This is a genomic window from Corynebacterium sp. (genome assembly GCF_022712275.1).
In the GTDB taxonomy this organism is placed as follows: Bacteria; Actinomycetota; Actinomycetes; order Mycobacteriales; family Mycobacteriaceae; genus Corynebacterium.
In genome coordinates, this window is the sequence record NZ_JALAGU010000026.1 from 41,139 (window position 1) to 66,406 (window position 25,268).

Here is a 25,268-nt window from a genome sequence, read left to right on the forward strand (position 1 = left end):
AGTCAGAGCGCAGTCAGGGAAAGTGTTACCAGTTCCGGCTGGTGACACCTTTCTGATCCGATGACGGAGCCCACGTCACCGGAAGTCGCGGGAGCGGCCGGCGAGGGCCTGGGCCTCCCCCGCCTCCAGCACCTCGAGGCGGTCGGCCCGCACCGTCGCCGCGCCGTTGCCGTTCTCCACGATCCCGCGCACCATGAGCATCCGCGCACCCGAGGCCACCTCACGCTGCGAGCGCCACAGTCCCGGCGACACCATCACATTGACCAGCCCGGTCTCGTCCTCCATGCCGAGGAAAGTCACCCCACCTGCGGTCATCGGCCGTTGCCGGTGCGTCACCACTCCGGCGACGAGGATGCGGCGTCCGTCCTCCACCGACAGCAGCGAGGACGCCGGCACCACAGGGAACGGCCCCGGCCAGGCGTCCAGCCGCTCCCGGAGCAGCCGCACCGGATGCCCGTCGGTGGTGACCCCCGTCGCGGCGATATCGGCCGCGGCCAGCTCGAAGGCACTCATCCCCGGCAGCGCCGGGGTCGACGCCACGGACGTCCCCGGCAGCATCCCGGGCCGTTCCGTCGCAGCCTGGCCCGCGGCCCACACCGCCTGACGCCGTGTCAGCCCGAGGGAGTCGCAGGCTCCGGCGCGTGCCAGTGCCACGACCCGGTCCACGCCCAGCCCGGCCTCACGCGACAGGTCAGCGACCGTCTGGAACTCACCGACCCGGTCACGGGCCTCCACCAGGTCAGACGCCGCCTCGTCCCCGAGTCCACGCACGGATGCCAGCCCGGGGCGGATCGCCCACACCGCAGCGTCGCTCCCGGCGTCCTCCACCTTCTCGACACCGGCCTCCACACCGGAGACGTTGACGTCCACCGGTAGAACGGGGACGCCGTGGCGCCGGGCGTCCGAGATCAGCGACTGCGGTGAATAGAAGCCCATGGGTTGGGCGCGCAGCAGCGCCACGCAGAACTCCGCGGGGTGGTGGCACTTGAACCAGGCGGAGAAGTAGACCAGCGAGGCGAAGGACTGTGCGTGGGACTCCGGGAAACCGTAGGACGCGAAGGCGATGATCTTGTCCCACAGCCGCTCCGCCACCTCCCCGACCAGGCCGTTGAGCTCGGCACAGCCGGCGAGGAACCGGGAACGCATCCGCTCCATCTTCTCCGGTGAGCGCTTCGAGCCCATGGCGCGGCGCAGCGTATCCGCCTCAGCCGGGCTGAACCCGGCGGCGACGACGGCGAGCTGCATGAGCTGTTCCTGGAACAGCGGGATGCCCAGGGTGCGCTTCAGCACCGGTTCCAGGCAGGGATGGTCGTAGGTGACCTCCTCCTCGCCGTTGCGTCGCCGGATGTAGGGGTGCACCGAGCCGCCCTGGATCGGGCCGGGCCGGATGAGCGACACCTCCACCACCAGGTCGTAGAAGGTCCGGGGTTTCAGCCGCGGCAGGGTCGCGAGCTGGGCACGGGACTCGACCTGGAACACGCCCACCGCGTCCGCCCGCGAGAGCATGGCGTAGACCTCCGGGTCGGTCGGGGTGAGCTGCCACAGTTCGATGCGTTCCCCCGTCGTCTCCTCGACAAGGTCCACACAGTGGTGCAGCGCCTCGAGCATGCCGAGGCCGAGCAGGTCGAACTTCACCAGGCCGACGGCGGCACAGTCGTCCTTGTCCCACTGCACCACCGAACGGTCGGTCTTGCGCGCCCATTCCACCGGCACGACGTCAGCCACCGGTCGATCGCAGATGACCATGCCGCCGGAGTGGATCCCGAGGTGGCGGGGCTGGTCGACGAGCTGGGACGCCAGGTCGGTGACCACCTCGGGCGGGTCCTCCACCTTGCGCGACCAGGCGTCCACCCGTCCGGGGTCGTGGCCCAGCGCCCGGGCGGCGTCCCGCAACGCACCTTTGCGCCGGTAGGTGATGACATTGGCGACCTGGGCGGCGTTGTCGCGACCGTACTGACGGTAGACGTACTGGATGGCCTCCTCGCGGCGGGTCGATTCGATGTCGAGGTCGATGTCCGGCGGGCCGTCCCGCTCCGGGGAGAGGAACCGTTCGAACAGAAGGTCGGCGGCGACGGCGTCCACGTTGGTGATCCCGAGGGCGAAGCAGACCGCGGAGTTCGCCGCCGAGCCGCGGCCCTGGCAGAAGATGTCGGAGCGTCGGCAGAAGTCGACGATGCCGTGGACGATGAGGAAGTAGCCGGGGAAGCCGAGGCCCTCGATGACCTCCAGTTCGTGGTCGATGACCTCCCATGCGCGGGGATTGGCGGCCCGGCTGCCGTAGCGTTCCTCCCCTCCCCGGCGGGTGAGCTCGACCAGCCAGCCCATGTCGGTGTATCCCTCGGGCACGTCGGCGTGCGGCAGTTCCGGGGCGACGAGGTTGAGGGTGAAGGTGCACTCGGCGGCCACCTCCACACTGGTCGCCACGGCCTCTCGCAGCCAGTCGCAGTCTCCGGCCATCGCCAGCATCTCCTCGCCGGAGTGCAGCCAGGAGCCGCCGAGCGGGTGGGTCACAGGTGCCGCGTCATGGACGTCGAGGCGGTCGTGCAGCGCAGCCTTCGCCCCGGCCAGCCGGGAGGACGCCGGGGTCGGGCAGGTGGCAGCGGTCGACACGATCTCGCGCAGGCCGTGGGAGACGGCGAGGTCGTGGAGGGCGGCGTTGCGGTCGGCGTCCGCCGGACTCATGGTGAGCTGCAGTTCAATGACGCAGTGTGCGGTCCCGAAGGAGTCGATGATGCGGGACGCCGCGTCCCGGTTCCGGTGGTCGATGAGGACGAGCCAGTGGCCGTCTGCCTGCGCGGCGAGGACCGGCAGGTCAGGGTAGGTCAGTGTCTCCTTGTCGCGGTGGCCGCCGGTGCCGAGGTGGGCGTCGGTGAGGACGTGGGACAGTCGCCGGTAGCCTTCCTGGCCACGGCACAGGACGGTGAGCGGTGCAGTGTCGATGTTGTCCCCGGTGCCGTCGAGACTGAGCTCGGCACCGAAGACGGTGGCCAACCCCTGTTCAGCGGCGGCGGTGGCGAAGCGGGCGGCACCGTAGAAGCCGTCCCGGTCTACGAGGGCCAGGGCGGTGAGACCGAGACGTCGGGCGGTGGCGACCATGTCGTCGGGTTCACCGGCACCACGGAGGAAGTTGTAGGACCCTGCCGCATGGAGCTCGGCGAAGGGGATCGTGGAGGACGCCGTCTCCGGGGCGTCCTGCCGTGTCTTCCACAACGTCTCGCGTCCTCCCTCACCGAAGCCGACGGCGTGGAGCGGGCCGGCGTCCTTCCCGGAGAGCAGGCGCTCCAGCCGCGACCAGCTGAGGGCTGCGTGGTTGCTGAAACTGCGCGGACGGTCGTTCACATGTTCGATACTAGCGCGGAGCTGCCGGATTTCCGTCCACCTCGAACGGAACTCAACTAGACAGAGCGGTTCATTACGCGGTACTACTACTACAATCGTCCCGGCACCGTCCGGGTACTGACGTTTCCGGCATCACCAGCACAGGAGAACCCATGCACATCCGCCGCAACCCGCTGATCCGCACCGCGGCCGCAGTCACCGTCGCCCTCGGCCTCACCGCCGGGGTCACCGCCTGCGCGTCCGATGACAGCGACAGTGGAACCATCGTCATCGGCTCCACCGAGGCCAGCCAGAGCCAGTGGAAGGTCTTCAAGGAGAAGGCTTCCGAGGCCGGCCTCGACGTGGAGGTCACACCGTTCAGCGACTACAACATGCCGAACAAGGCCCTGGACGAGGGCGACCTGGACGTCAACCAGTTCCAGCACATCCAGTTCCTCGCGCAGTACAACGTCGAGTCCGGTACCGACCTCAAGGTCCTCGGCGCCACCGAGATCTTCCCGATGGGCATCTACTCCAAGGAGGCCAAGACCGTCGAGGACATCGAGAAGGCCGGCGAGGTCGTCATCCCCAATGACAACACCAACGGTGGCCGTGCCATCTTCGTGCTCGAGAAGGCCGGTCTGGTCACCCTGAAGTCCGATGACGTCGTCGCGCCGACCCCGGCGGACATCGACACCGCCAAGTCCAAGGTGAAGGTCAATGCCGTTGCCGCCGAACAGACCGCCATCGCCTACAACGACGGTGCGATTGCCGCGATCAACAACAACTTCATGATCAACGCCGGCGTCACCCCGGATGACGCGATCATCAAGGATGACCCGGATGACGAGGCCGCCGCCCCGTACATCAACGTCTGGGCCGCCCGCGCCGATGACGTCGACAACGAGGACTACCTCAAGCTCGTCGAGATCTTCCACGACCCCGAGGTCCAGAAGGCCGTCCAGGAGGACACCTCCGGTTCCGCCGTCGAGGTCACCGGCAAGTCCCAGGACGAGCTCAACAAGATCCTCGAGGACACCGAGGAGCAGTTCCGCGAGCAGGGAACCAGCGAGGACTGATGAGCACCGGCACCGAAGTAGAATTCCGGAACGTCAACAAGACGTTCCGCCAGGGCAAGAAGGAGATCGTCGCCCTCGACGACGTCTCCATCACCGTCTCCGGCGGGTCCATCGTCGGCATCATCGGCTACTCCGGTGCCGGCAAGTCCACCCTGGTCCGTCAGATCAACGGGTTGGACGTCCCCGACAACGGTGAGATCCTGCTCGACGGCAAGAACATCGTCGGGTACTCCGAGCGCAAGCTCCGCGAGGTCCGCAGCGACATCGGGATGATCTTCCAGCAGTTCAACCTGCTGACCTCCCGTACCGTCGCCGGTAATATCGCCTACCCCCTGAAGCTGCAGGGCATGGACAAGGCCGGGCGCGAGACCCGGGTGAAGGAGCTCCTCGAGTTCGTCGGCCTGGCCGACAAGGGGAAGTCCTGGCCCGAGCAGCTCTCGGGTGGACAGAAGCAGCGTGTGGGCATCGCCCGTGCACTGGCGACCAACCCCTCCCTGCTGCTCGCCGACGAGGCGACCTCCGCACTGGACCCCTCCACCACCCACGAGGTGCTGGAGTTGCTGCGCAAGGTCAACGAGGAGTTCGGTATCACCATCGTGGTCATCACCCACGAGATGGAGGTCGTCCGCACCATCGCCGACGCGGTCGTCGTGATGCAGAACGGCCGCGTCGTGGAGCAGGGCAGCGTCTACGACGTCTTCTCGAACCCGCAGACCGACACAGCGGCGAACTTCGTCGCCACGTCCCTGCGCAACACCCCGGACCTCGTGGAGGCCTCCGACCTCAACACCGGTGTGGGACGTCTGTTCACGGTCACCATGAAGGAGGGCGCCGGATTCTTCCACGCTGTCTCCGAGGTCGAGCGGGCGGGCGTGTCCGTGAACATCGTCCACGGTGGTGTCACCACGCTGCAGTCCCACTCCTTCGGTCGTCTCACCGTGCGGATGACCGCCGAGGATGACGCCGGGAAGGACGCCGTGGAGAACTTCTACCGCGCCCTGTCCACCACGACCGAGATCGAGGAGATCCGATGACTGACACTCTCGACACTCTCGTGCTCGCCAAGGACACCGACTGGGACTATCTGTCCCCCATCTTCCAGGACGCCATCGGCGAGACGCTGTACATGGCGATCTGGGGTCTGGTCGGCGGTGGTCTGGCCGGCCTGATCATCGGCATTCTGCTGTACACCACCCGCAAGGGCGGCGTGCTGGCCAACCGGCCGACGTTCTGGACCCTCAACGTGCTGGTCAACATTGTCCGGCCGGTCCCGTTCATCATCCTGCTGACCGCCCTCGGTCCGCTGACGAAGGTCGTGGTCGGATCGATCCTCGGCATCAACGCCGCAACTTTCGCGATCATCATCGCCGCCGCCTTCGGCGCCGCCCGTATCGTCGAGCAGAACCTCGTGAGCATCGACCCCGGTGTGATCGAGGCGGCACGGGCGATGGGCGCGTCGCCGCTGCGGATCATCTTCACGGTGATCATCCCCGAGGCGCTCGGCCCGCTGATCCTCGGCGCGACGTTCATGTTCATCGCCATCGTCGACATGTCCGCCATGGCAGGCTACGTCGGCGCCGGCGGCCTGGGCGACTTCGCCATCCAGTACGGCTACCGTGCCTTCGACAACAACGTCACCTACGTGACCCTGGTCGTGATCATCGTCATCGTCCAGATCGCGCAGCTCTTCGGTAACTGGCTGGCGCGCAGGATCATGCGCCGCTAGAGCAACCGTTTTCTTCCGGCATTCAACCCCGCCAGGTCGTTCACACCGACCCGGCGGGGTTGTCTGCTGTCGGTGGGCATGACCTGACCAGGGGCCGTATCCGGGGGTGTCCTGTCTATGGCCGGCGAAACTACCGTGGAAACCATGAACATCTACCGACCGACCAGAATCTCCGGGGCACTCGCGTCCCTGGTGGTCGTCGGTGGGCTCCTCGCCTGTTCCGGTGACGACGGGACAGACGGGGACGCCACCACCACCGCAGACCCCACCGACACCGTGACGCAGACGGTCACGGACAGGGTGACGGACACTCCGGAGGACCCCGGCACCACAGACAACCCGGGCTATCCCGGTGACGGTGACGACACCGACGACTCCGAGGAACCTTCTCCCCCATCCCAGGGGCCACCTGAGGACACGATGCCCGGCCCCGGGACCCGGCTCGACATCACCGAGGTCCGCGCCGGCACCCACGACGGCTACGACCGCATCGTCCTCGAGATGGACGGCACCGGCACCCCGGGTTCCGCCCTGCGTCTCACCGAGAACCCCACCGCCGACGGTTCCGGCTTCCCTGTGGAGTACACCGGCGCCCAGGCACTTACCGTCGCCGTCCACGGCATCACCTACAACGGCGTGGAGCCCTCGGTCACCGGCATCCCGGCAGGCTCCGTCGCCTCAGTGAAGGCCATGGGCGCCTTCGAGGGGACCCAGCTCCTCGTCATCGGCCTCACCGACGGCGACATCACACTCGACGACATCTCCGCCACCACCCTGGACGACCCCACCCGCCTGGTCATCGACATCAGGCGGTGACGTCAGGCAGTGACGTCAGCGGCCAGCTCCACCACCTCGGTGGCGACCCAGGACCGCCCCTCCTTCGGCTTGTCGCCGCAGGAGGACATCACCGGGTAGCAGCGCTGCGACTCCAGGGTCACCCGCCATGAGCGGGCGTCCTCGCCAGTTCCCCGCGCCACCAACAACGGGGCGTCCTTCCGGCTCGTCGTGGGACGCCGCTCCCCTGCCCCACCGGCGACACCGGTCCTCGCGTAGGCGCTGTACTTCCCGTACCTGCTGTACCTGCCGTAGACGCCGTGGGCGACCGCGGCCTCCTTCACCGCCCGCTCGTAGTCGTAGACGGGCTGGAAGTACCCCTGGCGCTTGAGCGCCTTGAGTTCCTCGTAGCGTCCGGTGATCTTCATCTCGATGCGCTGGGTCATCAGTTCCCCGGCCCGGCGGCGCAGCTCTTCGGGCACCATCGCGGCGACGGCCGCGTAGGTCTCTGCGGGGTCAGGGGTATCAGTGGCCGACGTGGCCGGGGTGGTGGCCCGCTCCGGTTCCTCCGACGCGACCGGAGCGTCCAGCGGATGCTCGCTGTACTCCAGGTACGGCGCCACCTGCAGCTCACCGGGTGCCGCAGGATCCCCCGCCTCAGCCAGCACCGCGGCGACGGCGAGTTCGGCGACCTGGGCTCGGGAGTCGAGCGTCCCACGGCCACGGTTGCCGGTGACCGGGAGTCGCCCGGCGAGGACATCGTCGAGCATGGCCGACGCGCCGGGGAGGTCGAGGGTGCCGAAGGAGTAGTTCCACGGCAGCAGGATCATCGACGGGGCGAAGCGGTGCCCCTTGGTGTGGGAGGACTCCCACGCGATCTCCGGATAGGCCCGGTGCAGCCCACCGGCCAGCGGACGCCCCTTCACCGCGCAGCACATGTCGCGCTTGCCGTGGGTGCAGACCAGCAGCAGCGGGTGGTCGACCCGCACAGCCCCGGGCACCGAGCCGGGCGTGGACAGGTCGACCTGCAGCAGATCCTCCGGGCTTCCCAGTTCGAGGTACTCGAGTGTCGGAGGCTCGGCGGTCGCGTCGGCGATGTAGAGGGCCACGCGGTCCCGCTCCTGCTGCCCGGCCCGGCCGGGACGCCGGATGAACTGCAGCTGGGCGCGGTAGGTCTTGAGGTACCGCTTGATCTGCCCGGTGAGTTCCTTACCGAGCGCCTCGCCATCGAGGATGTCCCTACCCCACCCGCGGGTGTACTCCAGGGCGAGGATGAGGCCGCCGGACTTGGCGGTGCCGGGCAGCGGCTCCACGGTCACGTCGGAGCACGACTGCGACGTGCCTGACCGGGGATTTCGTATGGTGGACATACCTGCAGATTCTAGTAGCTCCCCTCGATGATCCAGGAACTGTCACGGCACAGCAGCAGATGCGCCCCGGGTTCGTCGGTCGCGATCTGCAGCCGGGCGTAGCGACGGGCGGAGGGCGCGTCCCACCAGCGTTCATCGACCGGCCACGGTCCGGCCCAGCCGGTGACGGCCACACTCCTGCCTCCCCGGTCACTCCGATCACCACGCACCAGCCGGTCCGGGGCGGCACTGAGCAGCCCACGTCCGCTGACCTGCACCTCCGCACCGGTCCCGTCGAGCAGGTGGACCTTCCCGCCTCCGGACGCCAGCAGCCCGGGCAACGGTGCAGGCACCGCGCCCTCCCAGTGCCGGGTGGGCAGGGCCTGCACCTCCTCGGGATCCTCCTCGCCGTAGGGCACGGTGACGACACCTCCGGTGACGGTGTACCCGCCCCGGTGTACCGGACGCAGCACCGCCCGGGTACCGATGAGTGCCTGGGCCCGGGCGGCGGCGGCCCGGGCGGCACGGATACCGTCGTCTGGTCCACCCCACAGGGTCTCGACGACATCCCCGGCCGGGACGCACTCGACCGGGATCAGGGTGACCGAACGGATACCTGCGGCGTCCGCTGTGCCGTCGCTGCTGTCACTGCTGTCACTGCTGTGGTCACTACCGCCGCCGCGCCCGTTGACCCTGGTCAGCCACCCGTCGAGCTGCCACCGGATCCGCTGGGCGGTGTCCTCCTCCCCCAGCGGCTCCCGGCACCGCCACAGCCGTTCCACACTGGCCGGCCCGGCGTAGCTCTCCGGCGGCGCGAGCGTGGCCGTCACCGACAGTCGCAGACAGGCCGACCCGGCGGCGGCGAGTGCGGCGTGCAGTTGAGCTGCGGCCCGCCGGGCGAGGAAGGCGGCCGCCTCGGTCGAAGTCACCGGTTCATCCGGTTCCACGTGGACCTGTGGCTGCCCGGTGACCTGTACCGGAGAGACGGTGCGTTCGGGTTCCCCCGCGGCGATACGGTGCCAGGTGGCGGCGTCCGCTCCGAAGCGTCCGACGACATCGCGACGCGGCAGGGCGGCGAAGTCCGCGAGCGTGCGGATGCCCAGGTCGGACAAGGTCTCCACCATCACCGTCGGCGCACCGAGTACCGGTTCTGCGGTGAGAATGCCGACCGGCTGCGTGGCTACCCACGCCGCCGACGCCCCGGGGGCGAGCACAGTCCCGGTGAAGGACGCCCACACGGCCGTCACCAGGTCATCGGCGACACCGGGGACACAGTCCACACCGGCACGGGCGGCGGCGTCCACCAGCAGTTCCACCGCCTGTTCCTCGGAGCCGTAGTAGCGGGTCAGCGACCCGGCGGGCACAGCGAGCAGTCCGGGACGCAACGTCTCCACCGACGCGGTGACCTGCTCCAGGCCGGTGAGTACCTCCTCATGGGCGGTGGCCTCTGCCTCGGCGTCCTCTTCGGCGACGGTCAGGGACGGGCAGACGCCGAGAGCGTGCCGGGCCTTCATTCCGACCTTCACCCCGGCGTGCCGGGCGGCCCTGTTGGCTGCGGCGATCCGGTGGTTGTCGACCACCGCCGCCGGAGCGAGCAGGTCCCAGCCCTGCGCCCAGGCGATGACGTACACCGGCCAGTCCGGGAACCGCAGTGCGATGGTCCTCACAGCGCACGCTCCAGCAGACGGGAGGATGTCGCAGGCTGCGTCACGGACCCGCCGAGACTCTCCCGGAAGCTCACCGGCGGCTGGCCCTGACCGCGGGCCCGACCGGTGAGGGTCACACCACGGATCCGTCCGGAGCCCCGTCCCAGGCCGGTGACGCCGTCCACCCGCCAGTCGAGGTGCAGTCGGGCTCCCGGCCAACCACCGATGACCACGAGAGCACAGCTGCTGCGGCGCAACCGGGCGTCCACCGGGCGGGCTGCGGTGGGAGCCACGGGTTTCACCGTGTGGTGCAGGACCAGGTCCAGGCCCTCCACAAGGGTGCCGAGCACTGCACCGGTGTGCGGCGACGGGTCGGGGATGACGACAGTCCGGTCGAGGTCCCCGCCGGCCGCCTCCACCGCGGCGAGGGCGAGCTGCGGGTAGCCGACCACGGCCGCGCACCCGCCGGACGCGGTGACCGTGGCGAGGACATCGATGAGGGCTGCGGGGCAGTCGGCGGCGTCGGTGACCGCACCACGGGGCAAGCCGCCGCGGGTGAGGTGGCGTCCCAGCCAGGAGGGGACGCCGAGAGCGTCGGACGCCGGGGAGACCGGGTGGTCAACGGGGGTCACCTCCTGCAGCGGTCCGGGCGTCGGAGCAGCCTGCGGCTCCCCGGTGATGAGGGTGATCCGACGACGCAGGTCATCGACCACATCAGCGAGTGGAGCATCTGCCTTCTCCGCCACGTCAACCATGCCGCCAACCTCCTTGTCACTTGTTCTGAACTGGTGATTTGCAGTCCCCACCGTTGTACCGTGGGCGCCGGACAGTGCCGTATCAGCCGGTATAGACCATCAAACACCCGTTCGATATACATCGTCAAACCCCCTTGTCACAGTCGGGGATCGTCCGTGGTTCCGGGGGCGCATGCACTTTCAACCGTTTCAGGAGAACACCATGCCCGCGCCACCCGACGCCTCAGCATCGGACCCGCCGCCACCGACCCGGCCGCCCGGGATCTCCCGAGAACTCCGGTGGAATCTCCACCCCCAACGGATGGACGCCCGAAGGTTCCGTCCCTGCCTGGGTCGCGATGAACGGCTGGCTGACCTCCCACCTCCCCGTACCTCACTTGAGCACCGGGCCCACCCGGTAGACTGCCGGGCATGGCGAACAAGGCACGGAAGAGAAAGGTCACCCCGACCCCCGCACCGGTCCCGGACACCCCGACCGAGTTGAGGATCGGAGCAGCCGCACTCTTCGGCCTCGGCGTCGGCGCACTCGCCACGCCCCTGGACCGCACCGTCCAGGCGGCCCTGCTCATCGGCTTCCTCGGCGCCGGCCTGCTGTGGATCTTCAGCCACCCCTACCGTCGTGACGTGCGCAAGGCCGTCGAGTCCCGGGGTCACCGCTACACCACGAAGTTCAGCCAGCTCATCCCGCTGCTGCCACTGTGGCTCGCCCTCATGCTCGTCCCCGGATTCGAGCTGGGCAACTGGTTCGCAGGCCTCGGCATCGCCGTCGTCGGCGCGGCCTACAGCTGGCTGATCATCCCCTTCATCGACGGCACACGGAACGCCGAGAAGCTGCCCGTCCGCAGCTGACCCGGGCCACACGCGTCAGCTCACGGACGCGTCATTCCCACTCGATGGTTCCCGGCGGCTTGCTCGTCACGTCGAGCACCACGCGGTTGACCTCGGCCACCTCATTGGTGATGCGGGTGGAGATCACCTCGAGCGTCTCGTAGGGCACACGGGTCCAGTCGGCGGTCATGGCGTCCTCACTGGACACCGGACGCAGCACCACAGGGTGACCGTAGGTACGGCCGTCACCCTGGACGCCGACGGAGCGGACGTCGGCCAGCAGCACGACGGGGCACTGCCAGATCGTGTTGTCCAGGCCGGCGGCGGTGAGCTCCTCACGGGCGATGGCGTCCGCCTCACGGAGGATGTCCAGACGCTCCGCGGTGACCTCACCGATGATGCGGATCCCCAGGCCCGGGCCGGGGAAGGGCTGACGGCCGACGATGACCTCGGGCAGACCGAGCTCGCGACCGACCGCACGGACCTCGTCCTTGAACAGCAGACGCAGCGGCTCGACGAGCGTGAACTCCACGTCGTCCGGCAGACCGCCCACATTGTGGTGGCTCTTGATGTTCGCGGTACCGGAACCGCCACCGGACTCCACGACGTCCGGGTACAGGGTGCCCTGGACGAGGAAGTCGACGCCGGCACCCTCCGGGGCGTCATCGAGGACGCCGGCGACGGCGCGCTCGAAGGAACGGATGAACTCCGCGCCGATGGCCTTACGCTTGGCTTCCGGATCGGAGACCCCGGCCAGCTTCGACAGGAACGCCTCGCGCTCGTCGACGGTGACGAGCTTGGCACCGGTCGCGGCGACGAAGTCGGTCTCGACCTGCTCCCGCTCACCTTTACGCAGCAGGCCGTGGTCGACGAAGACACAGGTCAGGCGGTCGCCGATGGCACGCTGGACGAGAGCGGCGGCCACGGCGGAATCCACGCCACCGGACAGGCCGCAGATCGCGCGTCCTTCCGGACCGACCTGCTCGCGGACGGCCTCGATGAGCTGCTCGGCGATATTGCCGGCGGTCCAGGTCGGCTCCAGCCCGGCGGTCTCGTAGAGGAAGCGGGCCAGCACCTCCTGGCCGTGCGGGGAGTGCAGCACCTCGGGGTGGTACTGCACGCCGGCCATCTGCTTCGCCGGGCACTCGAAGGCCGCCACCGGGGCACCCTCGGAGTGCGCTGTGACCTCGAAGCCTTCCGGAGCTGCGGAGACGGCGTCCCCGTGGCTCATCCAGACCTTGTGGGTCCCCTCGAAACCGGTGTGCAGCGAACCACCGTCGACGGTGATATCGGTGCGGCCGTACTCACGGTCACCGGTCTGCGAGACCGTACCGCCGAGGGCATGGGTCATGGCCTGGAAGCCGTAGCAGATGCCGAAGACCGGGACGCCGAGCTCCAGCAGACCGGGCTGCAGGGCAGGGGCGCCGTCGGCGTAGACGGAGGAGGGGCCACCGGACAGGATCAGGGCCGCCGGATTCTTCGCGGCGACGTCCTCGGCGGACATGGTGTGCGGGACAACCTCGGAGTAGATCCGGGCCTCACGGACGCGGCGGGCGATGAGCTGCGCGTACTGGGCCCCGAAGTCCACCACGAGGACCGGGCGTGGGTTACCCGGCGTACTGGGGTTCTCTGGGTGCGTCACGGTCCCCCACCTTACCGGACGCCCCGCCCCGACCGCTACCAGGTCACCCGACTAGCGCACGACCAGCGGAGCCTTCTGGAAGCTCTTCAGGTCGGTGTAACCGCACTTGGCCATGGACCGCTTCAGGCCACCGACGAGGTTCTCCCGGCCGTAGGGGTTGTCGGTCGGACCGAAGAGCAGCTTCTCCAGCGGCAGGGCGTCCGTGGACGGGGAACCGAAGAGTCCGGTGACCGCGTCGACCTCGCCACGGGGCAGCTGCGGGTGGGCGGCGACCGACGGCCAGAAGTAGCCGTGTCCGCCGGAGCTCTCCGCCAGGGCCAGCGGCGCACCGAGGGACACCGCGTCCGCGCCACAGGCGATGGACTTGGCGATGTCGCCGGAGGACTGCAGCTCGGAATCGGCGATGACGTGGACGTAGCGTCCACCGGTCTCGTCGAGGTAATCCAGGCGGGCGGCCGCGGCGTCCGAGATGGCGGTGGCCATCGGCACGTCGATGCCCAGCGTCGAGGTGTTCGTCGTGGTGCCGGCACCGACGATGACACCGGCGACACCGGTGCGCATGAGGTGCTTGGCGGTCGAGTAGTCCACCACGCCGCCGGCGATGACCGGGGCATCGAGGGAACCGACGAAATCGCGCAGGTCCAGCGGCTCACCGTCGGAGTAGACGTGCTGGGCGGAGATCAGCGTGCCCTGGATGACCAGCAGGTCCAGACCCGACCTGATCAGGGCCGGGGCCAGTTCACGGGCGTGCTGCGGGGAGACTCGCACACCGAAGGTGACACCGGAGTCACGGACCTGGGCGATGCGCTCGGTGAGCAGACCGGCGTCCACCGGGACGGAATGCAGCTCCTGCAGCACCGCCTGGGCGGCGAAGTCCGGCTCCGGCACGCCCAACGGGTCATCCCCACCGGCCGCGGTGCGGACCTTCTCCAGCGCGCCCTCGAGGTCGGCCTGGCGACCCCACAGTCCCTCGGCGTTGATGACCGGCAGACCGCCGAGCTTCCCGAACTCGATCGCGAACTCCGGGGTGACCACGGCATCCGACGGGTGGGACATCACCGGGATATCGAAGCGGTAGGCGTCGATCTTCCAGGTGGTGTCCACGTCATGGGACGAGCGGGTACGACGGGACGGGACGATGTCGACCTGGTCGAGGCCGAAGACCCGACGGGCCGTGCGGCCCATGCCGATGCTGACCTGATCCTGCATGTGGTGATCCTTCTGATCCGCGCCTGGTTAGCGCTGGTAGTAGTTCGGGGCCTCGACGGTCATGGTGATGTCATGCGGGTGGGACTCGCGCAGACCGGCGCCGGTGATCTGCACGAAGTGTGCGTCATTGAGCTCGGCGACGGTACGGGACCCGGTGTAGCCCATCGCGGCACGCAGGCCGCCGACCATCTGGTAGACGATCGCTCCGGCGTCCCCGCGGAAGGGGATACGACCCTCGATGCCCTCCGGCACCAGCTTCTCCTCGCTGGTGACGTCGGCCTGGAAGTAGCGGTCCTTGGAGTAGGAACGCTGCTCGCCGTGCAGGCCACGGCCCTTCATCGCACCCAGCGAACCCATGCCGCGGTACATCTTGTACTGCTTGCCGTTGACCACGGTGATCTCACCCGGGGCCTCGGTCGTGCCGGCGAGCAGGGAGCCGAGCATCACCGAGGACGCACCGGCGGCCAGCGCCTTGGCGATGTCACCGGAGTACTGCATGCCACCGTCGGCGATGATCGGGACGCCGGCCTTCCGGGCGGGCACCGCAGCCTCGAGGATCGCGGTGATCTGCGGGGCACCGACGCCGGCGACAACGCGGGTGGTGCAGATCGAGCCTGGGCCGATACCGACCTTGAGGGCGTCCGCGCCGGCCTCGATCATGGCCTCGGCCGCGCCACGGGTGGCGAGGTTGCCGCCGATGACGTCGATCTTGTCGCCGAACTCCTTCTTCACACGGGCGACCATCTCGAGCACGCCGGTGTTGTGGGCGTGGGCGGTGTCGACGACCAGGGCGTCCACACCGGCGTCAACGAGGGTGCCGGCGCGGCGCAGGGAATCCTCACCGGTACCGATGGAGGCACCGCACAGCAGGCGACCGGAGCCGTCCTTGGCGGCGTTCGGGAACTTCTCGCGCTTGGCGAAGTCCTTCACGGTGATCAGGCCGGTGAGCTTGCCCGCGCCGTTGACGATCGGCAGCTTCTCGACCTTGTGCTGGCTCAGCAGACGCAGGGCGGCGTCGGCGGAGACGCCCTCCTCGGCGACAATGAGCGGCATCGGGGTCATGACGTCGGCGACCTTCGCGGAGAAGTCCTCCTCGAAGCGCATGTCACGGTTGGTGCAGATGCCGACGAGCATGCCCTCGGCGTCCACGACCGGCAGACCGGAGATGCGGTAACGGCCGCAGAGTGCGTCCACCTCGCCGATGGTCATGTCGGGGGTGCAGGTCACCGGGTCGGACACCATGCCCGCCTCGCTGCGCTTGACGATCTCGACCTGCTCCGCCTGGTCCGCGATGGACAGGTTGCGGTGCAGGATCCCCATGCCGCCCTGGCGGGCCATCGCCACAGCCATCCGACCCTCGGTGACGGTGTCCATCGCCGCGGAGATGATCGGCACATTGAGGGTGATGTTGCGGGTCAACTGGGTCTTCGTGACCACATTGGACGGGACGACGTCCGAGGCTGCGGGAAGCAGCAGCACATCGTCGAATGTCAGGCCGACTAGCTCCACCTTCCGCGGGTCGTCGCCTCCGGTGGTCACGTACTGAGCGTCGGTCATGCCCTTGAGTTCCTCCTGCATCCGTGGTTGTCGCCGGTCCCGCGCAACCGTGTACGCACCAGAATAACCCCCGGCGTCCACGCGTCCAGCATTGCCTCTACTGCGGTGCCGGAGCAGACCTGTACGGTGGACGGTGTGAACTACGATGACGCGCTGATGCCTCCGGACCCCTTCGCCGGGGACCCGAATGACCCGGCGTCGTTCCTGGAGCCCGACGACGACTATCCCGAAGGGCCGGTCTCCGACGAGGAGCGGGCCCTGCTGCGGGAGGACCTGACCAATGTCCGCCGCTTCCGCCAGCTGCTCGAGCCCCGCGGCGTCCGCGGGATCTCGATGCTGTGCGACGACTGCGACGAGCTCCACTACTACGACTGGCCGATCATCCTGGCCAACATCTCCACCCTCCTCAGCGGGGACGCCGTCCCGGTCCACGAACCCGGCGCCGCCCCCGACCCGGACTTCTACGTGTCCTGGGAGTACTGCGCCGGCTACGCGGACGCCGTCGACTGGATCGAGCAGGAGCACCGGGCCAGCAACCCCCGGTTCCGGTTCTGATCCCCCTCCCCTGCTGCTGCGACTAGGAGCCGGCGATGGCCCCGGCCGCAGCCTGGCCGGTGGTGCCGTCGTCGACCTTGTCGGTCGAGGGAACGCCCGGTTCCGACGGCACGTCGGCGTCGGACGTCCCACCCGGCGTCTCCGGCTCAGTCCAGGTAGGGTCCTCCCCCTCGCCGGGGGCCTCCGTCCCGTCCGGGTCGCTGGGCTCCCCGGACTCGTCCGTTCCTTCAGTGGGCTCCGTGGTCCCGCCGCCCTCGGTCGGGTCCGTGCTGCTCTCCGTGCCGGTGGACGAGCCGTCGCTCTCCGTGGCACTGGTGGTCCCGGACTCCGAGGGCTCATCGCTCGCGGACTCGGACGCGGAGGACGAGGACGCACCGGGGGTCGAGGACCGCTCGGACCCGGACCCCACGACCGTCTCATCCTCCGGGTGGTTCTGCCGCCCATCGACGACCTCGTTGCGGGCGGGGATGCCCGGGATCGCACCGTGGTAGGCGGCGACACCGAATCCACCGACGGCGATGGCTGCGGCCACACCACCGGCGATCACCATGCCGGTGACCGAGATACCGCCGGCCGCCGCAGCACGGCCGGTGAACCCCAGGCCGCGACGGTGACGCCCAGAGTCGATCGGGGTGACCGCCGCATCAGCGTCCAGCAGGGCGTTGATGTCCGGCGGGGTCACCGGGGCGGCGGTGTCCGCCGCGTCCAGCTCCGCACGGGCGTCAGCGAGCAGACCGAGAAGCCGGTCATCGGTCTCGGGTCGCTCCCCCGCGGCAACTGCGTCCAGCAGCCTGTCGAGCCTGATGACGGCGTCGGCATCTCCGGCGCCGTTCACGCTCTCCATGTCCCGGTCGTTCATTCCTGTGTCCTCGCATCCTCGTGCCCGCCGTCACGTTCCTCAAGGACCGCCCGCATCTTCGCCAGCGCCCGGAACTGTGCGACTCGCACCGCTCCGGCCGTCGAGCCGACCATGGCTGCGGTCTCCTCGGCGGAGTAACCGCCGAAGACCCTGAGGGAGACGATCCTGCGCGCCTTCTCTCCCAGCACATCGAGCAGGTCTGAGACTTCGTTACACGAACTCCGGTCAAGTGTCAGCGTTTCCGGGGTGTCCTGTGTGACTTCATTGTCCGGGATCTCGTCGGTGGGCACCGACAGGTCGCGTCCCTGGGAGCGGCGGGCGTCCACGATCTTGTTCGCGGCGATGCGGTAGACGAAGGCCATGAAGGGGCGCCCCTCCTCCCTGTACCCGGGCAGGGCCTTCGCCACGGCGAGGCAGATCTCCTGGGTGAGGTCCTCAGGGGTGGGGTACCGCGTGGCGGGGATGCGCAGGCGGCAGTAGCGGAGGACAGCAGGATGGATGATGTCGATGACCTGCTGGAGTGCTCTCCGGTCCCCGTTCACCGCTGACGGGACCAGCCGCGAGAGCTGTTCGTCCGTGTCGTCAGTAGCTTTCATCGTCCTGTCTTCGTCTGTCGCCCTCAACGCCCCCTCTCATGACAGGGCCACCGGTGAAAATTACCACAGGTCCGGCTGTGGAACGGCACCGTACGAACACTGAGCGAACGCCCGACAGCCGCTCAGAGAGAGCGTCGACAACATCGTTTCTGAAAGCACTTCCCCCCAGATCACCCCCGGAACGGGGTAGAACGTGACATTTCGCGCTGCCGCGGCCGGAAACCTGTCCTAACGTGTGTTTCCTGACGAAATACGGGACACACAGGGGCTACCCGGTTGCGGACACACGGTCCGAACATTCGACATCTTCTCAACAACAGGCTGTTACGTGACGTTCACGAACGGCGGCGAAGCTGTGGTCATCGGATCACGACAGCGTGATCCCGGGAAAGATCCGCACAGACCCCGACACGAGGAGAACCACCATGCCGCAGCCGAGCCAGCTTCCTGGACCGACCTCTGACTTCTGGGATTGGCAGCTCCGCGGTGCCTGCCGGGGTGCAGACTCCGCCGTGTTCTTCCACCCGGACGGTGAGCGTGGCCGGGCCCGTGCGATGCGTGAGCACCGCGCCAAGGCGATCTGCCGTGAGTGCCCGGTGCTGGCACAGTGCCGCGACCACGCCCTGGCCGTCGGCGAGGTCTACGGCATCTGGGGTGGGATGAGCGAGTCCGAGCGCGCCGCCGCCGACCGCCGACAGCGCACCGGTCGGGTCGTCGGTCGCGTCAGCGGCGGAGTCAGCCGCACCGCCCGCGAGGTCCGCGTCTCCGCGTAAGACGCCACCACCGGCTCTGCCCCACCCTGCGCCATCGCGTTGCGTCCTGCGCCATCCGGTTGTGACGGTTTCCTGCCGGGATCGACACAGCCGGATGGCGCAGAGCCGAACCGGATGACCGTCACGACAGCGATCAACGACCACGCACAGCAGAGAGGCACGGCCCCCGTTTCGGGGACCGTGCCTCTCTGCGTGTCCAGTGCCGGGCGAAACAGCCCGGCGACGCGACACCTAGTGGTGGTGACCGTGGCCGGCCGCGGCGGGGGCAGCCTCAGCCGGCTTCTCCACGACAGCGGTCTCGGTGGTCAGGACCATCCGCGCCACGGAGGTCGCGTTGACGACCGCGGAATGGGTGACCTTCACCGGGTCGATGATGCCCTGCTCCAGCAGGTCGCCGTACTCACCGGTGGCGGCGTTGAAGCCCTCACCGTTGGCGTGCTCAGCGATCTTGGAGACCACCACGGCACCGTCGAGGCCGGCGTTGTCGGCGATCCAGAAGGCGGGACGGCGCAGTGCACGGGCCAGAGCCTTCACACCGGTGGCCTGGTCGCCCTCGAAAGACGCGGCGTACTCGTCGAGCTCCGCGGCGATCTGCACCAGGACGGAACCGCCACCGGCGATCACACCTTCCTGGGCAGCGGCACGGGCGGCGTTGATGGCGTCTTCGATGCGCAGTTTGCGCTCGTTGACCTCGGTCTCGGTGGCACCACCGGCACGGATGACGGCGACACCTCCGGACAACTTCGCCAGACGCTCCTCGAGCTTCTCCCGGTCCCAGGTGGAATCGGTCTTCTCGATCTCGGAACGGATCTGGGTACGGCGGGCCTCGAGGTCCGCGGCAGTGCCGGCACCGTCGACGATGACGGTCTCGTCCTTGGTGACGGTGATCCGGCGTGCGGTGCCGAGATCCTCGATCTTCACCTCGGAGAGGTTGCCGCCGATCTCCTTGTCCACGACGGAACCGCCGGTGACGACGGCGAGATCGTCCATGAAGGCCTTCCGGCGGTCACCGAAGTACGGCGCCTTCACGGCGACGGCCTTGATGGACTTCCGGATGGAGTTCACGACGAGCGTCTGCAGCGGCTCACCCTCGACGTCCTCGGCGACGATGAACAGTTCCTTGCCGGACTTGGCGACCTGCTCCAGGACGGGCAGGAAGTCAGGCAGGGAGCTGATCTTCTCGCGGACGAGGAGCACCAGAGCGTTCTCCAGGACGGCGTGTCCGGTCTCCTCTTCGGTGGCGAAGTAGGGGGACAGGTAGCCCTTGTCGAAGGAGACACCTTCGGTGACGACGAGTTCGTCGGAGATGGACTGCGACTCCTCGACGGTGAGGACGCCGTCCTTGCCGACCTTCTCCATGGCCTCGGAGACCTTGGCGCCGATCTCGGCGTCACGGGAGGAGACGGTGGCGACGTTGGCGATCGCGGTGCTGTCGGCGACCGGCCGGGCACGCTCGCGCAGGGACGCCAGGGCCTTCTCGGCGGCGGCGTCGATGCCACGGTTGAGCTCCAGCGGGTTGGCGCCGGCGGCGACGGTCCGTATGCCCTCGTTGATGAGGGCCTGTGCCAGCAGGGTGGCGGTGGTGGTGCCGTCACCGGCGATGTCGTTGGTCTTGATGGCGACCGACTTCACCAGCTGGGCACCGAGGTTCTCGAAGGGGTCCTCGAGGTCGATGTCGCGGGCGATGGTGACACCGTCATTGGTGACGGTCGGGCCACCGAAGGCCTTGTCGAGCACGACGTTGCGGCCCTTGGGGCCGAGGGTGACGCGCACGGAGTCCGCCAGCGTGTCGACACCGCGCTGGAGGCCTTCGCGGGCCTCCTGGTCAAATGCGATGAGCTTCGACATGGGGCTCCTAGTTCTCGATGACGGCGAGGATGTCGCGCTGGCTCAGGAGCAGGTACTCCTGGCCGTCGTACTTGAGCTCGGTGCCGCCGTAGCGGGAGAAGACGACGGTGTCGCCGACGGCGACGTCCATCGGGATGCGGTCGTCGTCATCGTGCCAGCGGCCCGGTCCGACGGCCACGACGGTGGCCTCCTGCGGCTTCTCCTTGGCGGAGTCCGGGATGACCAGACCCGACGCGGTGGTGGTCTCAGCCTCGACGATCTGGACGAGGACGCGGTCCTCGAGGGGCTTGATGTTGACGTTGGCCACGATGAATACCTCCGTGTATTCAGTCCGAATGAGTTTGCTTGTGCCGGTTGGTGAGCCTGCACAGCCGTCGTCGCGGGTGAACAACTGTGTGTCTTGCAACCTCTTGGCACTCTACCCCGGTTGAGTGCTAACGCTCAACCTCTCCGAGTGCCAGCACCGGAACCTCGACGTCCATCGACGGGTCGGTCGCCACCCGCAGCCCGCTCGGCGCGGTCCCCGCCCCGATGAGGTGGGCGGCCAGCGTCGCGATCATCACGCCGTTGTCGGTGCACAGCGGCAGCGGGGGGACGTGCAGCGTCACCCCGGCGGACGCACAGCGTGCGGCGGCCAGGGCACGCAGCCGACGGTTCGCCGACACTCCCCCGCCGAGCAGCAGGACGGATGCCCCGGTGTCGCGGCAGGCCTTCACGGCCTTGGCCGTCAGCACGTCGACCACCGCCTCCTGGAAGGACGCACAGAGGTCCTCGACGGCGACGGTCTCACCGTGGCGTCCCGCCTGTTCGACGAAGCGGGCGACCGCGGTCTTCAGCCCGGAGAAGGAGAAGTCGTAGACCGGGTCGGACTTCTTCGACAGGCCGCGAGGGAAGGGAACGGCGGCCGGATCACCGTTCGCGGCGAGCCGGTCGATGACCGGGCCGCCCGGGTAGCCGAGACCGAGCAGCCGGGCGACCTTGTCGTAGGCCTCGCCGGCGGCGTCGTCGAGGGTGGAGCCGAGTTCAACCATCGGTTTACCCACCCCGTGCACCTCGAGAATCTGGGTGTGACCGCCACTGACCAGCAGGGCGACGGCATGGGGCAGGTCATCGGGGATGTCCTTGTCCCGGTCGGTGCCGTAGGTGTCGCCGGTGTGGAGGGTGTCCACGGCGACGTGACCGCCGAGGTGGTTGACCCCGTAGAAGGGCACCTCCCAGGCCGCGGCACAGGCCTTCGCCGCGGCGGCACCGACGAGCAGTGCACCGGCCAGACCCGGTCCGACGGTCGCGGAGACGGCGTCCGGGCGGGTGCGTCCGGTGGCCTTCTCCAGGTCGGCGCGGGCTGCCTGCAAGGTGGGGACGAGTGCCTCCAGGTGTGCACGCGAGGCGATCTCGGGGACCACACCGCCGAACCGGGCGTGCTGCTCCATGGAGGACGCCACGCGGTTGCTGATCTGTGTGACGCGGGTCTGCCCCTCGCGCTCCCCAAGCTCGACGATGCCGACGCCGGTCTCGTCGCAGGAGCTCTCGATCCCCAAGATGATGCGCGGGGTGGACGCAGGGGTTCCGGCATTGTCGGTCGCCACGGAGGGCTGCGCGGCCGCCGGGCGGTGCATGGTGAAGGCGTCCGCCCCGGAGGGCTGGTAGTAGCCCTTCCTCGTGCCGGTGACGTCGAACCCGTAGGCACGGTAGAGGCCGACGGCGGGCTCATTGTCGGTACGGACCTCGAGGAACACCGGGCCACCGTGACGGTCGGCGAGTTCGATCAGCGGGTCCATGAGCAGCTTCGACCAGCCGTGGCCCCGGGCGTCCTGGGACAGGGCGATGGTGTGGACCTCGAACTCGGGGTCGTCCGGCGGACCGGCCATGGCCAGGCCGGCGAAGCCGAGCAGGGTGCCCTCCCGGAACAGGCCGATATAGCGGGTGTGCGGGGCGGCGATCTCGGAACGGAAGACCGCGGCCGACCACGGGGAGTCGCCGGCGAAGACGGATTCCTCGATGGCGGCGCAGGCCTCGGCGTCCTCAACGGTCAGTGCGGCGACGACCGGGGTACCGACGGCCTCGGCGAGATCGACGCCGCTGAAGTCGAGCGCCTCGGAGACCGGCCTGCGGGTCGGCTCGACGGCGTCCGGGCGGCGCAGGTAGAGCGCACGCAGCGGATCGCCGGGGCGTCGGAGTCCGGCGAGGGTGTGGCGGCGCAGGGCCGCGATGACCAGCCCTTCCGGGGTGGGGTGGGCGTCCTCGTCGGTGACGGTCCAGGAGGCCGGCACCAGATCGGGCTTCGCCGCGATCTCACGGGTGGCGAGCACGGTCGCGCCCGGGCGCCGCTCGGTGAGGACGCCGGGGGCGGTCACCGTAGGACCGTCGGTGATGTGGGCGGTGGTGGCGTCCACCACGGACCAGTACCACTCCCGGCGTCGGGCGTCGGAGACGACGAGGACCGGCCCCTGCTCTTCTGCCGCGCAGGCTGTGGCGACGTGACTCTCGACGCCGTGGACCGGGATGTTCAGCGCCTCGCCGAAGGCCACGCCGGTGGCCATGCCGACCCGCAGACCGGTGAACGGACCGGGTCCGGTGCCGACGACGACAGCGTCCAGGTCGGCCGGGGACAGGCCCGCCTCGGCGAGGCAGTCGACGATGTTCGGGGTCAGCACCTCCATGTGCCCACGCGGATTCAGCTCGGTGCGGTGGGCGAGAACGGCGGGAGTGGCAGGGATGCCTGTGGCGCCGGAGAAGTTGTCGGGGATGTCGACCACCCCGGCGACGACGTAGGAGGTGGACGTGTCGACCGCGAGAACATGCATGACCACGGATTCTACTTCCCCCGCCCCCGGTGAAGATAAGGCGGAACCCCGCTGCACTCTCCATTTGCAGCGGGGTTCCTGTTGGATACACCCCTCACAGTGATCCGAGACCCATTATGCACGTGATGCGTCATCTACACAATCCCTTGCACCCGATTTCTTCCGGAAACCCCCGTCGGGGGTTAAACACAGGGGGAGTAATTAATGAGTCTTGCCTCTGTCGATCCAGGTCCACAGCAGGTCACGTGGCTCATCGTCATCAGCGAGAGCATCAGTCTCCTCTGCGCCTTCATCACGCACGATCTCCACGTCGATGACCCGGGTCGACAGGGTCTCCACCACTCCTCTGCCCCACTCCGCGACGAGCACCCGGTCCCCCAGGTCATCGTCGACGTCGAGGGACTCCAGGATGTCGAGCACCGCCTCGCGGGGGATGTCCGCGCCCTCCTCGCTGACGGCGGTGTGCACCGCGTCTCCGAGCAGCCGGTAGGCGTCCATGTGGAGCAGGCCGACACCGGGCGTCCCGTCGGGGCGGCTACCGGCCTTGTGCTCCCGGATGATGGTGAAGGTCGGCGACTGCACGCGACCCTTCGCCCCCAGGCCACGGACAAGCCCCTGGGTGAAGGTGGTCTTCCCGGCCCCCAGGGGCCCGGTGAGCACGACCACGTCGCCGGCCTGCAGAACCGCACCGAGCTGCTCGCCGAACTGACGCATGGCCTCCGCAGAGGATGCCGGCACCGTCCCGGACGGGGCGGTGAAGTCGGCGGTGACATCCACGCCCATGGTTCACTCCCCCACGGGAATGGTCCGGCGGGCCACACGGCCGCCACGCGGCATGGTGAGGATCTCGTAGTCGATGGTGCCCGCCGCGTCCGCGATCTCGCGGACGCTGCGTCCTCCCTCGCCGAAGATGACCGCCCAGTCACCGGGGCGCACCGACGCGCCCGGCCCTTCCGCGGCCACCGGTCCGAGGTCCACGACGATCTGGTCCATGCACACCCGGCCGATCTGCGGGTACCACGTACCGTCGATCGTCACGCCGAAGTTGCCGGACATCGCCCGGGGCAGGCCGTCGGCGTAGCCCATGGCGACCACGGCGGTGCGGTGGTCCTCCGGGGCGATCCAGTGGTGCCCGTAACTGACACCCTCGCCCTTCTCCACGACACGGGTGGTGACGACCTTCGCACGCAACGTCATCGCGGGACGCAGTTCCACACCGCTGGGGATCGCACACGGGTCCACCCCGTAGATCCCGACGCCGGGACGCACCATCTCGTGGCGCAGATCCACCCGCGACAGAGCCGCCGGGGTGTTCGCGATATGGTTGACCGGGACGTCGATGCCGCGGGCACGGCACTCGCCGATGCGGGCGGAGAAGCGTTTCTCCTGCAGATCCGTCGTCGGGGACAGCGGGTCGTCCGCACTGGCGAAGTGAGAGAACAGACCGGTGACATCGAGCAGACCGGCGTCGACGGCGGCCTCGGCGGCATCCAGGGCGGCGGGCCACTCCGTCGGGCTGATGCCGGAGCGGGACAGCCCGGTGTCCACCATCAGGCCGACCTTCAGCGGGCGTCCTGCTGCGGCGGACTCGGCGGCGGTGGAGACAGCGGCCTCCAGGTGTGCCAGCGAGGGGATCCCGAGGGTGATGTCCTGTTCGGCGGCACCGCGCAGGTCCTCCCCGACGATCCATATCCACGCGGTGACCGGGGCACTGACCCCGGCGTCCCGCAGTGCAAGGGCCTCACCGAGCGTGGCGACGCCGAGCTCTGCAGCGCCGGCGTCCACTGCAGTGCGGGCCACATCGGCCATGCCGTGGTTGTAGCCGTCGGCCTTCACCACGGCCATGACGCCCGCCGGGGCGACGAGCCCCGCCAGCGTGCGCACATTGTGCGCCACCGCATTGAGGTCGATGACTGTTTCAGCGAGGACGTGCGTGGTGTCCGTGGTTCC

At 68.8% G+C, this 25,268-nt stretch carries 21 protein-coding genes; 7 read left to right on the plus strand and 14 right to left on the minus strand.

Going from position 1 to position 25,268, the window contains the following annotated elements; all coding sequences use genetic code 11:
• Positions 1-75: 75 nt before the first annotated feature.
• On the minus strand, positions 76-3,210 hold the full coding sequence (locus Q0A27_RS05395; RefSeq protein WP_291474156.1) for an error-prone DNA polymerase: 3,135 nt from the start codon (positions 3,208-3,210) through the stop codon (positions 76-78).
• 281 nt (positions 3,211-3,491) lie between these two features.
• Between Q0A27_RS05395 and Q0A27_RS05400 the strand changes: the two genes are divergently transcribed.
• The 4 genes from Q0A27_RS05400 to Q0A27_RS05415 all read left to right on the plus strand — a co-directional run bounded on the left by Q0A27_RS05400 (position 3,492) and on the right by Q0A27_RS05415 (position 6,939).
• Positions 3,492-4,397: a MetQ/NlpA family ABC transporter substrate-binding protein gene (locus Q0A27_RS05400; RefSeq protein WP_291474037.1), complete on the plus strand. Its 906-nt coding sequence runs from the start codon at positions 3,492-3,494 to the stop codon at positions 4,395-4,397.
• Positions 4,397-5,431 carry a methionine ABC transporter ATP-binding protein gene (locus Q0A27_RS05405; RefSeq protein WP_291474038.1) on the plus strand — a complete coding sequence of 345 codons (1,035 nt, stop codon included), beginning with the start codon at positions 4,397-4,399 and terminating at the stop codon, positions 5,429-5,431. The genes Q0A27_RS05400 and Q0A27_RS05405 overlap by 1 nt, the downstream gene beginning before the upstream one ends.
• Positions 5,428-6,123, plus strand: a complete 696-nt coding sequence (locus tag Q0A27_RS05410; protein WP_291474039.1) for a methionine ABC transporter permease — start codon at positions 5,428-5,430, stop codon at positions 6,121-6,123. The genes Q0A27_RS05405 and Q0A27_RS05410 overlap by 4 nt, the downstream gene beginning before the upstream one ends.
• A gap of 144 nt (positions 6,124-6,267) precedes the next feature.
• Entirely contained in the window at positions 6,268-6,939 is a 672-nt protein-coding gene (locus Q0A27_RS05415) for a hypothetical protein (protein ID WP_291474040.1), read from the plus strand.
• A gap of 2 nt (positions 6,940-6,941) precedes the next feature.
• On the opposite strand, the gene Q0A27_RS05420 is transcribed toward Q0A27_RS05415, so the two are convergent.
• The 3 genes from Q0A27_RS05420 to Q0A27_RS05430 are packed head-to-tail and all read right to left on the minus strand — an operon-like array spanning position 6,942 to position 10,647.
• Positions 6,942-8,267 carry a sucrase ferredoxin gene (locus Q0A27_RS05420; protein WP_291474041.1) on the minus strand — a complete coding sequence of 442 codons (1,326 nt, stop codon included), beginning with the start codon at positions 8,265-8,267 and terminating at the stop codon, positions 6,942-6,944.
• A gap of 11 nt (positions 8,268-8,278) precedes the next feature.
• Complete coding sequence (locus tag Q0A27_RS05425) at positions 8,279-9,913, minus strand: DNA polymerase Y family protein (RefSeq protein WP_291474042.1); 1,635 nt, start codon at positions 9,911-9,913, stop codon at positions 8,279-8,281.
• A complete protein-coding gene (locus Q0A27_RS05430) occupies positions 9,910-10,647 on the minus strand; it encodes a hypothetical protein (RefSeq protein ID WP_291474043.1) in 738 nt (245 codons plus the stop codon). The genes Q0A27_RS05425 and Q0A27_RS05430 overlap by 4 nt, the downstream gene beginning before the upstream one ends.
• A 411-nt stretch (positions 10,648-11,058) precedes the next feature.
• Here Q0A27_RS05430 and Q0A27_RS05435 point away from each other — a divergent pair, with 411 nt between their 5' ends.
• The gene (locus Q0A27_RS05435; protein ID WP_291474044.1) at positions 11,059-11,496 is read left to right on the plus strand and encodes a hypothetical protein; all 438 of its coding nucleotides are present in this window, start codon (positions 11,059-11,061) and stop codon (positions 11,494-11,496) included.
• 31 nt (positions 11,497-11,527) lie between these two features.
• Here the strand turns inward: Q0A27_RS05435 and guaA are convergent, their stop codons facing one another.
• Genes guaA through guaB form a run of 3 tightly spaced genes read right to left on the minus strand, consistent with a single transcriptional unit; the run spans position 11,528 to position 15,883 of the window.
• Entirely contained in the window at positions 11,528-13,117 is a 1,590-nt protein-coding gene (gene guaA / locus Q0A27_RS05440) for a glutamine-hydrolyzing GMP synthase (protein ID WP_291474045.1), read from the minus strand.
• A gap of 51 nt (positions 13,118-13,168) precedes the next feature.
• On the minus strand, positions 13,169-14,326 hold the full coding sequence (locus Q0A27_RS05445; protein ID WP_291474046.1) for a GuaB3 family IMP dehydrogenase-related protein: 1,158 nt from the start codon (positions 14,324-14,326) through the stop codon (positions 13,169-13,171).
• A gap of 27 nt (positions 14,327-14,353) precedes the next feature.
• The gene (gene guaB, locus Q0A27_RS05450; RefSeq protein WP_291474047.1) at positions 14,354-15,883 is read right to left on the minus strand and encodes an IMP dehydrogenase; all 1,530 of its coding nucleotides are present in this window, start codon (positions 15,881-15,883) and stop codon (positions 14,354-14,356) included.
• A 135-nt stretch (positions 15,884-16,018) separates the two neighbouring features.
• Here guaB and Q0A27_RS05455 point away from each other — a divergent pair, with 135 nt between their 5' ends.
• On the plus strand, positions 16,019-16,438 hold the full coding sequence (locus Q0A27_RS05455; RefSeq protein ID WP_291474048.1) for a DUF5319 domain-containing protein: 420 nt from the start codon (positions 16,019-16,021) through the stop codon (positions 16,436-16,438).
• 22 nt (positions 16,439-16,460) lie between these two features.
• Here Q0A27_RS05455 and Q0A27_RS05460 read toward each other — a convergent pair whose 3' ends face one another.
• Positions 16,461-17,297 (minus strand): hypothetical protein, encoded by an 837-nt coding sequence (locus tag Q0A27_RS05460; RefSeq protein ID WP_291474049.1) that lies wholly within the window; start codon positions 17,295-17,297, stop codon positions 16,461-16,463.
• On the minus strand, positions 17,294-17,893 hold the full coding sequence (locus tag Q0A27_RS05465; RefSeq protein ID WP_291474050.1) for a sigma-70 family RNA polymerase sigma factor: 600 nt from the start codon (positions 17,891-17,893) through the stop codon (positions 17,294-17,296). The genes Q0A27_RS05460 and Q0A27_RS05465 overlap by 4 nt, the downstream gene beginning before the upstream one ends.
• Before the next feature lie 425 nt (positions 17,894-18,318).
• Here Q0A27_RS05465 and Q0A27_RS05470 point away from each other — a divergent pair, with 425 nt between their 5' ends.
• Positions 18,319-18,666, plus strand: a complete 348-nt coding sequence (locus Q0A27_RS05470) for a WhiB family transcriptional regulator (protein WP_291474051.1) — start codon at positions 18,319-18,321, stop codon at positions 18,664-18,666.
• A 231-nt stretch (positions 18,667-18,897) separates the two neighbouring features.
• Here the strand turns inward: Q0A27_RS05470 and groL are convergent, their stop codons facing one another.
• The 5 genes from groL to alr form a co-directional block, all read right to left on the minus strand.
• Complete coding sequence (gene groL, locus Q0A27_RS05475; protein WP_291474052.1) at positions 18,898-20,514, minus strand: chaperonin GroEL; 1,617 nt, start codon at positions 20,512-20,514, stop codon at positions 18,898-18,900.
• Positions 20,515-20,521: 7 nt separating this feature from the next.
• Positions 20,522-20,821 (minus strand): co-chaperone GroES, encoded by a 300-nt coding sequence (groES, locus tag Q0A27_RS05480; RefSeq protein ID WP_291474053.1) that lies wholly within the window; start codon positions 20,819-20,821, stop codon positions 20,522-20,524.
• Between the two features lie 127 nt (positions 20,822-20,948).
• Positions 20,949-23,318: a tRNA (adenosine(37)-N6)-threonylcarbamoyltransferase complex transferase subunit TsaD gene (gene tsaD, locus Q0A27_RS05485; RefSeq protein ID WP_291474054.1), complete on the minus strand. Its 2,370-nt coding sequence runs from the start codon at positions 23,316-23,318 to the stop codon at positions 20,949-20,951.
• Positions 23,319-23,519: 201 nt separating this feature from the next.
• Positions 23,520-24,101, minus strand: a complete 582-nt coding sequence (tsaE, locus tag Q0A27_RS05490; protein ID WP_291474055.1) for a tRNA (adenosine(37)-N6)-threonylcarbamoyltransferase complex ATPase subunit type 1 TsaE — start codon at positions 24,099-24,101, stop codon at positions 23,520-23,522.
• A gap of 3 nt (positions 24,102-24,104) precedes the next feature.
• Complete coding sequence (alr, locus tag Q0A27_RS05495) at positions 24,105-25,229, minus strand: alanine racemase (RefSeq protein ID WP_291474157.1); 1,125 nt, start codon at positions 25,227-25,229, stop codon at positions 24,105-24,107.
• Positions 25,230-25,268: the final 39 nt, after the last annotated feature.